6 protein-coding genes are annotated in these 11,078 nt (G+C 66.6%); 1 reads left to right on the forward strand and 5 read right to left on the reverse strand.

The genetic code is table 11. The features are described 5' to 3' along the window. Positions 1-43: 43 nt before the first annotated feature. The 4 genes from rnr to AC1HIY_RS10695 all read right to left on the reverse strand — a co-directional run bounded on the left by rnr (position 44) and on the right by AC1HIY_RS10695 (position 8,872). Positions 44-2,164, reverse strand: coding sequence for a ribonuclease R (gene rnr, locus AC1HIY_RS10680; protein ID WP_479576722.1), 2,121 nt, complete (start codon positions 2,162-2,164; stop codon positions 44-46). A gap of 57 nt (positions 2,165-2,221) precedes the next feature. After that, positions 2,222-6,982: a translocation/assembly module TamB domain-containing protein gene (locus AC1HIY_RS10685; RefSeq protein WP_479576723.1), complete on the reverse strand. Its 4,761-nt coding sequence runs from the start codon at positions 6,980-6,982 to the stop codon at positions 2,222-2,224. A 230-nt stretch (positions 6,983-7,212) separates the two neighbouring features. Continuing rightward, positions 7,213-8,313: a 3-dehydroquinate synthase gene (gene aroB, locus AC1HIY_RS10690; protein ID WP_479576724.1), complete on the reverse strand. Its 1,101-nt coding sequence runs from the start codon at positions 8,311-8,313 to the stop codon at positions 7,213-7,215. A gap of 103 nt (positions 8,314-8,416) precedes the next feature. Next, positions 8,417-8,872 (reverse strand): hypothetical protein, encoded by a 456-nt coding sequence (locus tag AC1HIY_RS10695; protein WP_479576725.1) that lies wholly within the window; start codon positions 8,870-8,872, stop codon positions 8,417-8,419. Positions 8,873-9,200: 328 nt separating this feature from the next. Between AC1HIY_RS10695 and AC1HIY_RS10700 the strand changes: the two genes are divergently transcribed. Beyond that, positions 9,201-9,761 (forward strand): YcjF family protein, encoded by a 561-nt coding sequence (locus tag AC1HIY_RS10700; RefSeq protein WP_479576726.1) that lies wholly within the window; start codon positions 9,201-9,203, stop codon positions 9,759-9,761. Positions 9,762-9,776: 15 nt separating this feature from the next. Here the strand turns inward: AC1HIY_RS10700 and AC1HIY_RS10705 are convergent, their stop codons facing one another. After that, positions 9,777-10,973 (reverse strand): 6-phosphofructokinase, encoded by a 1,197-nt coding sequence (locus AC1HIY_RS10705; protein WP_479576727.1) that lies wholly within the window; start codon positions 10,971-10,973, stop codon positions 9,777-9,779. Positions 10,974-11,078: the final 105 nt, after the last annotated feature.

Raw genomic sequence — 11,078 nt, forward strand, 5'->3', positions numbered from 1 at the left:
GCGAACCCCTAAATTTTGTGCAAAATCACAGGGGGATGGATGATTATTCCGCGAAGAGAAGGTCGATCTCTCGCGTCTCCGTATTCGCCGCCGCCACCAGCACACGCACCGGGTCGCCGAGGCGGAAGGTCCGGCCCGTCGACATGCCGACGAGGACGTAGTTCCGCTCGTCGTACTCGTAAAAATCGCCCTCCATTTCGCGGACGTGGACCATGCCCTCGACGAGGATGTCGTTGAGTTCGACGAACACGCCGAACCGGGTGACGCCGCTGATGACGCCCGTGAACGTCTCGCCGACGTGCTCGGCGACGAACTCGACCTGCTTGAGTTTGACGGACTCGCGCTCGGCCTTGACGGCGGCGCGCTCGCGCTCGGAGGCATGGTCGCAGCGGGCCTGCAGCTCGTCCACGTCCGGGTTCGTGCCGCCCGTCGCATAGCGCTTGAGCAGCCGGTGCACCATCAGGTCCGGATACCGGCGAATGGGGCTGGTGAAGTGGGTGTAAAACGGGAACGCGAGGCCGAAGTGGCCGATATTCTCGGTGCTGTATATGGCCTTGGCCATTGCTCGAAGCGCCGCTTCCTCGATGACCGGCTCTTCGGGCGCCCCCTTGACGGCCTGCAGGAGCGCGTTGAGCTGTTTCGAACTGACGCGCCCGTCCTTGACGCGAAGCTGATAGCCGAAGGCGCTCACGTACTGCGAAAGCTGTGTGATCCGCTCGGCGTCGGGCTGGTCGTGGATGCGATAGACGAACGGACGGGGCTTCTTCCGCCGGCCGATGTGTTCGGCCACCGTCCGGTTGGCCAGGAGCATCAACTCTTCGATGAGCCGGTTCGCCTGCTTGCGCTCTTTCCGCACGATGTCGACCGGATGCCCTTTCTCGTCGAGGATGATGCGGACCTCGGGGAGGTCGAAGTCGACCGCGCCGTCGAGCATGCGCTTCTGCGTGAGCGTGCGGGCGAGGCGGTTGGCCCGGAGCACGTCCCCGGCGAACGGGTGCTCCGCGTCCTTGCCCTCGATGACGGCCTGTGCGCCCTCGTAGGTAAACCTTTGTTTGGACTGGATGACGGTCTCTTTGATCTGGTAGCGGGACACCTTCCCTTTGGGCGTCACTTCCATGATGCACGAGAACGCGAGCTTGTCTTCGTGCGGGCGGAGCGAGCACACCTTGTTCGAGAGCTTTTCCGGGAGCATGGGGATGACCCGGTCGACGAGGTAGACGCTCGTCGAGCGCAGGATAGCCTCTTCGTCGATGGGGCCGCCGGGGCGCACGTAGTGGCTCACGTCGGCGATGTGCACGCCCACCTCGTAGTTGCCGTTGGCGAGTTCTTCGACGTGTACGGCGTCGTCGAAGTCCTTGGCGTCCTCCGGGTCGATGGTGAAGATGCGTTTGTCTCGGAGGTCGAGCCGCCGGGCAATCTCCTTTCGGGGGAGGGCCTCCGGTATCTTCTCCGCCGCTTTGAGGGCTTCTTCCGGGAAGCCCGAGCGAACGTCGAAGCTCAGGGCAAGGGCCAAAACCCGCACGCGCGGGTCGTCGGCCTTGCCGATCACTTCGAGGACGCGCCCCTCCGGATTGGCGTGCGGATCGTCGAAGAGGTCGATGGAGACGACCACCTTGTCGCCGTTCTTCGCGCCGTTGAACGCCTCGCGCGGCACGTAGATGTCGTGCGTCAGCCGAAGGTCGTCGGGTTTGACGAAGGCGAAGTGGCCATGCTTCTGAAACGTGCCGACGGTTTTCGTGCGTCTGCGCTCGAGGACCTCGAGCACTTCGGCTTCCCGTTTCTGGTCGCCCCGCTTGAGCGCGGCCAGACCGATGAGCACACGGTCGCCGTCGAGGGCGGTGCCCAGATTATTCGGGCGCACGAAATATTCCTCCTCATGCCCCTCCACTTTCACGAAGCCGAAGCCGCGCGGATGGACGCTCAGGACGCCTTCGAGCTTCTTGGGGCGGGGTTTGTACGTGTAGGTTTTCCCCCGTCCCCGCGCGACGATGCGCTGCTCGTCCATCTCGGCGAGGACGTTGCGGAAGAGGCGATAGGTCTTGTTGTCCTTGTATCCGAGTCGCTGAGCGATCTCTTTCGGTCGGAAGGCTTTATTGCCGTGGTTTTTCAGAAGACGCAGGATGTCGCGCCGGATCTGTTGACGGGTAAGGTCTTTCTGGTTCAAAACGGTAATCGGTAAGGTTGGGTTGGAAAACGGGGAAAGGCGCCTGGGGGCGGGAGGCTACGAGCCGGTTTCGCCGCCGGCGATTTTTTCTCCGGGCGGCGGGGGCTCTTTCTTCTTGTCCGGGATCAGCCATCCGAAGAGTTTCCGGAGGAGCTGGCCCCATGTGCTGAATTCGGTCTGATACGAGAGGCCCGCGCCGGTGGTGTTGGTCAGGGCCGCGTTCTCGGCGAGCACGTCGCCCTCGCGCCGGTAAAAGATTTCGACGGACACGTTCGGGTTCAGGCGCACCTCTACGACGAACTCGCCCTGGAGGCTCTGATTCTGCACGTTGTCGGCGCCGGAGCGGGAGCCCTGGTAGACGCCTTCGCCCCGGATGATGAGGCGCTCGTCGAGCAAGCGGAGCGCCACGCCGTACGTCACGTCGAGGTCCCGCGCGTTCTCGCCCTGGAGCCCGAAGCTGAAGTCCACGTTCGGCAGAGCCTCGTTGAGGAACCGGTTGAGCTGGCTGGAGACGAGCTGCGAGACGCTGTTGAAGGCGAGTTGCCCGCCCGCTCCGTTGCCGATGCTGCTCGTGGTGAGGCGGAAGGAGTTCGTCAGGAGGACGCTCGTGGCGTATTCGGTGGCGCGTTCGGGCTGGTTGAGCAGGGCCTCGATGCCCTGATAATCCCCGAGGCGCGACTGGTTCGTGCGGTCGATGGCGAGGCTGAGATTGACCACCGGCGCCGCCACACGCCCGGAGATCTGGAGCTTGACGATGAGCGGCAGGAGCGAGGGGTCGTTCTGGTTGCCGACCGCCGGAAGGCCCGCGCGGGAGGCGCGCGTGTGGTACGACGCCGGAATGTTCATGACGGCGTTGATGGGGTCGCCGTCCCACGTGAGCGAGCCGCCGGGTTCGATGCGGAACCGCCGCACGAAGACCTCGCCCGCCGTGAAGAGATAGTCCCCGCCGCTGACCTCGAAGGTCCCGAAGGTGAGGAGCTCTCCCGCTTTTCGCTGAATCTGGATGCGCCCGGACCCGACGGCGTTGATGACGTCGCCGAGGAGCGGGTCGATGACGAGGTGGACCGTCGAGCCGGGCGGGGCGAAGAGGTCGATGTCGAGGTCCATGCCTTCGAGGAACGGACGCTCGCCTTCGGGACGGTGCGCCAGCAGGTTGGACCGGCGGAGGCGGGGGCGCAGATCGGGGATGCGGCCGGTGGAGTCGGCGAAGATGATGAAACTCTCGTCGCTGCCCGTGGCGGTCTCGGCCACCGGGATGAAAAGCTCACTGTCGGGCGTCGTGACGGCGTCCGAAGAACGAAGCCGGGCGTGATACAGCGGTCCGGTGAGCGTGGCGTGTCCGCTGGCCCATATGTGCCCGTAAAACGGCAACTCGTCCGACGCGTCCACGTCGATGATCTGTACGGCGTCGAGCGCGGCGGCCAGGTCGAAAGAGAAGAACTTGTAGTCGTTGAAGAGGACGTCGCCGGTGAGGTCCATCGTCCCGCCGGTGGCATCGACGAAGCGCCCCCGGCGGATGCGGATGGCCTCGGCGTCGACCGCGACGTCGGCCTCGACGTTGAAGTGGAGGTTCACGTCGGGGACGTAAAAGTGGCCCTCGCGGATCATGAGGTCGGCGTCGAAGACGGGGTGCGCGAAAGCGCCGCCGATGGAACCACCGCCGGCGACGTAGCCCTCGACGTCGTCGAGCGCGCTGATGATCTTTTCGAAGAAGAAGAGGTCGGCGCGGGCGAGGTCGAGGTGAAGGTTCCACGCGCCGGGGTCGAGGACGCCGCCGTCCCGGGTGAAGCGCGGCAGCCGGAACAGCCCGCCGAGGTGGAGCCGGTTCTCCGTGACGATCGCCGGGATCGTGGTTCCGTAGACGAAGGTGGTGTCGGGGAAACGGGTCGGCGTGATGTCGAGGGCAAGCTCGACGTCCGGCCGGCCGGGCACGAAGCGGCTCGTCGCGTGGAGGTCGCCGAGGATGTGCTCGTCGAGCGTGAAGGCGTCGACGCTCACCTCGCCGGTCAGACGGGGCCGCCGGAGTCCGCCGCTGAGGGCGATCCGCCCGTTGAACAGCCCTCCAAAACGAGGGTTGCGTCCGAGGAAATCGGTCAGCTGTCGAAGCGCGAACGTCTCGGCTTCGACGAAGACGGTGTCGGCCGGGACGTCGGAAAGCGCGCCGTGCACTTCGATGCGCTGGGTCGTCTCCGGAGTCGGTCCCCGGCTTTCGATGCGCAGGCGCGGGGTGGCGACGGCATCGGAGAACACGAACACGGTGTCGGGCTGCGGGTTCGTCCACGTATAGTCTCCGGCGGCGAAGAAGAGGGTGTCGAGCGTGAGGCGGTTGCGGTCGGGGAGGAGGTCGAGCCGGGCGGCAAGGCGCACCGGGCCGATGCGACCGTTGGTCTGCGAGGAGAGCCGGAGCGCGGCGCTTCGCCGGTCATACCGGAAGCTGAGCCGGGCGTCGGGGAAGCGTTGTCCGAACGCGAGCGTGTCGGCGTGGGCGTCGAAACGGGTGTCGAGGGTTTGCGCGAGCGGCGCGTCGAGGTGGGCGTCGGTGTGGAAGTCGGCGGTGAGCGTGCGGGCGAAGAGCGTTCCGGCGCGGAGGCTGTCCCCGGAGAAAGACCCTTCGAGGTGCATCCGGTCGGCGTCGGCGGCAAGCGTGAGTCGCGCCTCGAGGTCGGTTTCGAGGGCGGGAAGGTTCGGGAAGAAGGCCGTGACGAGGTCGGAACGGTCGAGGCGGAGGTCGAGCGTGAGCGCAAGCGGGCCGTCGAGTCCGGCCTCGGCAAAGGCCCGTCGTGCCTCGGTGCGCCGGGCCGAGTCTCCGGCGGGGGGCGCAAAGGGGAGCGCGAAGCCTCCGTTCTCTCCGACGGCGCGGGTGTACGTCTTGTCCCATTCCCGGCGCGCAGTCTCGGCGAAGGCTTCGCTCCACAGGCGCGCGGCGGCAGCGACGGCTTCGAGCGGAGCGTCGCCTTCGAGGCGAAGCGTGCCCGCGTCGCCGGTGATTTCGAGACGGGGCGCCTCGGCAAAGCGCGGGGCCAGGCGCAGGCGCATCCGGTGCGGGTCGACCACACGGGAGCGCCCCCGGAGCCGCACCGTCGAGCGGTCAAAGGCGGCCTCCACCGAGGCGCGCAACTCCGGATCGGTCGTGCCCGCCCCGTCGAGGCGGAGGCGGGCGTTGAGCCTCGTGGCGAGCGAGTCGTTGCGGAGCACCGGGCCGAGGTCGAAGTCGCGGGCCGTCATCGTCAGGCGATAGACCGGCTCGTCCGACCGGGTGTCGAGGTCGAGGTCGGCAAGGAGCGCGCCGTCCGACTGTTCGAGGTAGGCGCGCGCGGAGAAGACCCGTCGCCGCGCGAGCAGGTCCAGGCGGAGCGAATCGAGCGGCCGCCCGGCGAAAGTGGCCTTTCGGAGCGCCACGCGCAGACGCCCGTCGAGGCTGTCGGCGGTCAGCCCCGACCCCTCCGCCGTGATGTGCCCGTTGAGGCGACTCGCGAGTGCGGGGTTTCGAAAGAGACGCCCCACGTCGAGCCCGTCCGTGTAGAGGTCGGCGGCATACCGAAGCATCCCCGCCGACGTTCGCTGCAACCCGACGGTGCCCACCACCTTCCCCGATTCGCTTTGAAGATCCACCGTCGCATCGACCCGCACCCGCTCCGGCGCGCCGGTCTCGTGAAGGTGCACGACGCCCTCGGTGTACAACTCGGCGATCAGGCTGTCGAGCCGGATCGCGTGGAACGCGTTCATGCCCGGCACGACGGCGCGCAGATCGCTCGTGCGGAGCACGTTTTGCCGGAAAGACACCTCGAAGTCGAGCGAGTCCGGAAAGCCGAAGACGGTTCCTTCCCCGACGATGCGGGTCACGCCGCGTTCGAGCGAGAGCTTCTCGACGACCATCGCGTCGAGTGCGCCGGCCGCCCGGGCCTCCACGCGCACGGCGTCGGCGAGGGGGAGGCGGGGAAAGAGGCTCCGGAGCGTGTCGAAGTCGATGCGGCTCGGCGCGAGGTTCAGCAAAGCTTCGGCCTCGTGGAAGAGGCCGCTTCGAAAGGCTGCCAGGTTTTCGAACGCGCCGGAGAGGTCGATTTCCGTGCCGCCCGCCCGGAGCGCGAATTGCGGAATGGAGAGGCGTTCCCCTTCCCACACGAACTGCCCGAACAATTGCTTCACCGCAAACGAGGGAGAGGCCAGGCGGGCGGAGAAGGCGAGCAGGTCGATCTGCCTGAGGTCGCGCTGCCAGTCGATGACGGCCCGGAACGAGAGGTGTTCGATCTCGGCCTGCGTGTAATCGAAAACGTCCCCGCGCGCGACGACACCGGGGGGAGCGCCGGCGTTCTTCGTTCGGATGCGCCCGTCGATCACTTCGAGGTTGCCCGTGACGAAGGTCCACGGCGTCGCGGGCTCTGACGAAGGCGCGTCGGCGTCGCCGGGCGCGGCGGATCGAAGCGCCGAGGCGAGGTTCCACCGTCCGTTCGCGTCCCGGTAGAGGTGCGCCGTCGGACGGATGAGCGTCACCCCGCTGAGCGCGAACTCGCGCCGCAGAAGATGCCGCCAGTGCGGATGCGCCACCACCGAGTCGACGGAGAGCACGAGCCGTCCGTCCGGGTCGTAGAGGCGGACGTCTCGGGCGAAGAGGGTGGAGACGAGGTTGCCCGTGAGCGCGCCGATGCGGAGCCGCCCCTCGTACGTCTCGGCGAAATGTCGTTCGAGCGCGCCGCGCAGTTGATCGCGCCCCACCTGCGTTCGGGTCAGTGCGAAAAAAGCGACGATGCCGATCATCAGGGTGTACAGGGCGATCTTGATCGTTCCCCGGGGAATATGTAGGAGCAGGCGAAACGGCAAGGATCGAGGGCGAGAGAAGCAGGAAAAGTAGGGGGACCCTCGGGACGAAACAGGCGCGTTGGCCCGGTGCGCGCGTCCCGGATGCGATCGGAGGGCTATCGGAAAAGGTTGAACGGGAAAAGCGTGCCCGTGTGCCGGTCGCAAAGCGCGTTCGGCGCGATTTCACCGCCTCTTCCGTAAAGGGGCGTGTGCGCGGTCCCCCGAGGGCGGGTCAACTTAGCGCCTTTCGCTCAGCTATCCAAGCCGCGGACGAAGGCCCACGCCTCGGCCGCCAGCTCGGGCGCGACGCGGTCCGTCACGAAGGCCTCTCCGATCTCGCGGAGCACGACGAAGCGGAGCGTCCCCGCTTCGATTTTTTTGTCGAGGCGCATCGGTTGCATGAGCGCCTCGACGGGGTAATCCGAGAGCCCGCCGGGAACGGGGATGCGGCGCACGAGGGCGTCGGCTTCGGCGAGCGGGAAGCCGGGATGGAGGCGGTGCGAGAGGAAGAGGGCCGCCCGCATGCCGAGGGCCACCGCCTCGCCGTGTGTGAACCGTCCATAGCCCGCCGCGCGCTCGATGGCATGGCCGAACGTGTGGCCGAAGTTGAGGATCGCGCGCCGCCCGTGCTCCCGCTCGTCCGCGCTCACCACCTCGGCCTTGATCCGCGCCGCGCGGTGCACCATCTCGCCGACCACATCGGGCGCGCCCGCGAGCACGTCCTCCCATCGCCGGTTCAGAAAAGCGAAGAGACCGGGGTCGGCGATGAGGGCATGCTTGACGACCTCGGCGAGGCCGCTCGTCCACTCGCGCGCGGGAAGCGTGCGAAGCGTGCGGAAGTCGGCGCAGACGAACACGGGCTGATGAAATGCGCCGATGAGGTTTTTGCCGAGGCGGTGGTTGATGCCGGTCTTGCCGCCGAGGGCGCTGTCCACCTGCGCGATGAGGGTCGTCGGGAGCTGGATGAAGGGCAGGCCGCGGAGCAGCGTGGCCGCCGCGAAGCCCGCGAGGTCGCCCACCACGCCGCCGCCGAGTGCGAGCACCGGCGTCTTCCGGTCGAGCCCCCACGCGAGGGCCGCGTCGTAGATCGCGTGAAGGTGCTCGGGCGACTTCGTGGCCTCGCCGGGAGGAAGCACGAGCACGCGGGGCTGCCAACCGGCCGACGTGAGGGCGGATTCGAGAGGCCGTCGGTACCGGGCGGCAACGTGCTCGTCCGTCACCACGAGGCACCGGCCCCGGCGCAACCCTGCCTCCGCCATCAACGCGGGCGTCGCTTCGAGCGGGCGGAACACGACGTCGTAGCCCCGCCCCGCTGCGAGGGCGATGCGGATCGAAGGGAAAGGTTCGTTCATCGAGGGCGAAGCGAATGATTCGGAACCGCAAAATTACGACGCACAGCCCCGGAAAAAGGCTTCATCCCGCGAAAGCTCGGCGAAAATGCGGCCGGGGGACGTCTCACGGCGTGACGATGAGCTTCGCCCGGTAGTCGTTCGTGTCGATGGACGCGCCGAAGGTGGGATACGGGTCGAGCTGGATGAGCTTGAACCGATAGCCCCGGTGGAAGATGAACGCGTTGTCGTCGAAAGGGGTCGGGACGAGGCCGGGGATGCTGAGCGCGAGTTGCGAGAGTTGTCCCTGTCCGTCGCTGATGCGGAGGACCACGCTCGCCTCTCCCGGCGTGACGCATTCAACGCCCGTGGGGCAACGGCTGTCTTCGAGCACGAGGACGAAGCGAATGCGGAGGTCGGATCCTTCGAGCGGGATCTCGTCGCCGAGGGCGAGCGAGAAGGCTTCCCCCGACCGCGCGACGTTCAGCTCGGCCATGTCTCCCGGCTCGACGAACTGCCGCCCGCAGCCCGCGAGGCTGAGGAACAGGACGAAGAGGATGATCGGAGAAGCTGAGGGGCGCATGGGCGGACGGAGCCGGTGTGGTGCGGGCAAGAAACGATGCTTCCGGGGGACGGCGCAAGGCAGAAACAGGGGCATTCGACTTCCCCCGTGCTCCCGCAGGAACCCCGGACGCGGCACGGAAACAACACGGGGTAGCGCGATAATATTTAAGCCGATTCATGCGCGCAGGCTCCCGTGAGCCTCAAAAAATCTCACGCGTTCGCGCGAAGGAACGGGCGCTTTCCCGAACGATCCGCCGCTTCTCGCCCGCCGATCGTATCTTTCCGCCCGACCCCTTCGCCGGCGCTCCGATGCATGCGCCCGCGCTCACCAACCCTCGACCGTCCGTATGAACGCCGCTCCCGACCCCGAACCGATCATCCGCTCACACGTCCTCTGGGCCATGGGGGCGGGCTTGATTCCGCTGCCGCTCCTCGATATCGCCGCCGTGACGGGTATTCAACTCGACCTGCTCAAGCAACTCGCCGCCGCATACGGGGTGGACTACTCGAAGGAGTCCGGCAAGGCGTTCGTCTCCGCGCTTTCCGGCGGGACGCTCGCCGCCGTCGGCGCGAGCATCTTCAAGGCGATCCCCGGCGTGGGCACGATCCTCGGCGGGCTTTCGATGTCGGCGCTCTCGGGCGCGTCCACGTACGCCGTCGGACAGGTGGCCGCGCGCCGGTTTGCCGCTTCGGGCACGCTTTTCGACGTCGACCTGGAGCAGGCAAAGGCGGCGTACCGGGAGGCGTTCAAACGGGGCGAGGCATACGTAGAGGACCTCACCGATGAGGCGACCGAAGCGAAGGACGTGTTCGAAAAACTCGAAAAGCTGGGCCGACTCCGGGACCAGGGCATTCTCACCGAGGAGGAGTTCGAGGCCAAGAAAAAAGAGCTGCTCGAACGGCTGTGACGAACGGCTCCGGCCTCACATGTCGCTCGTCATGATGAAGAGCGGATTGTGGTAGAATTTCTTGTATTTGGGCCGGAGCCGTTCGGTGTTGTAGTATTTCTCCACATCGACCACCTTCGCCGGGCCGTGGATGACGTCGATGGGGACGCTGTCGTAGTCGCCGTGGCGAATGCTGACGAGGCGGCCCGAAGTCTTTTCGAGGACGAGGTCGAGCGCGAGGTTGCCGAAGGCCATCGGCACGATGGAGTCGAGGGCGTCGGGGGCGCCGCTTCGGACGAGGTAGCCGAGGCGCTGGTTGATCACGTTGATGCGCCGGCCTTGGTTGAATCGGGGGGAACGCTCCTTGAGCAACGACGCCACCTTGTCGCCGATGCCGCCGAGTTTCTTGTGACCGAACTGATCGGTCTCGTGACTCTCGAAGGACATCTCGTCTTCGTTGGCGAGTTTCGCGCCCTCGGAGATGAGCACGACCGAATACCGGCTCGGGTGACGGTTCCGGTCGTAGACGAGCAGTTCGAGCAGGTGGTCGATGTCGAACGCATGCTCGGGGATGACGCACCGGTCGGCGGCGCCGGCCATGGTGGGCAGCAGAGCAGTGAAGCCCGCATACCTCCCGAAGACTTCGATGACGAGGAAGCGCTCGTGTGAACCCGCCGAGGTGCGCAGTTGGTGCGTCAACTCGATGGTGCGGGTGACGCACGTGCCGAAGCCGATGCAATAGTCGGTGCCCGGCACGTCGTTGTCCATCGTTTTCGGGATGGCGACGACCTTGACGCCTTGCCGGTGGAGGTGGAGGCCGTAGCTCAACGTGTCGTCGCCGCCGATGGGGATGAGGTAGTCGATGCCGAGGTATTCGATGTTTTCGAGCACCGAGGGCGTGACGTCGTTGATCTCATCGGTGTATCGATCGCGGAGGTGTTCGGGGACGGCGATGCGCGGGAGGTGGCTCGGGCGTGTGCGCGAAGTGTGCAGAAACGTGCCGCCCGTCCGACCGGCGCGGTCGACGATGTCCTCGGTGAGATCCTGTACGTTTGCGCTATTGTCGGCGTCCTTGTCGGGGATGAGGTCCACGAGCCCGGCCCACCCGCGTCGGATGCCGAGGACGCGATAGCCTTCACGGAGGGCGCGGATGGTGACCGCCCGGATGGCGGGGTTGAGCCCGGGCACGTCGCCGCCGCCCGTCAGGATGCCGATGGTGCCTTTGTATGCCATAGCTGGTTTGACCTCTCTCATTACCGGGGTGAACAAAGGAGCGATCCGTGCCCAAAACTTACGGACGATCCACACGAAAGAACAGGGGAAAGAAGCATCGCAAGG

The sequence above is a fragment of the Rhodocaloribacter sp. genome, from assembly GCF_056451265.1.

Excerpts from the sequence above, each read along its gene's own strand:
- aroB (WP_479576724.1), bottom strand. The coding sequence starts at position 8,313 with ATGAACGAACCTTTCCCTTCGATCCGCATCGCCCTCGCAGCGGGGCGG.
- AC1HIY_RS10695 (WP_479576725.1), bottom strand. The coding sequence starts at position 8,872 with ATGCGCCCCTCAGCTTCTCCGATCATCCTCTTCGTCCTGTTCCTCAGC.
- AC1HIY_RS10700 (WP_479576726.1), top strand. The coding sequence starts at position 9,201 with ATGAACGCCGCTCCCGACCCCGAACCGATCATCCGCTCACACGTCCTC.
- AC1HIY_RS10705 (WP_479576727.1), bottom strand. The coding sequence starts at position 10,973 with ATGGCATACAAAGGCACCATCGGCATCCTGACGGGCGGCGGCGACGTG.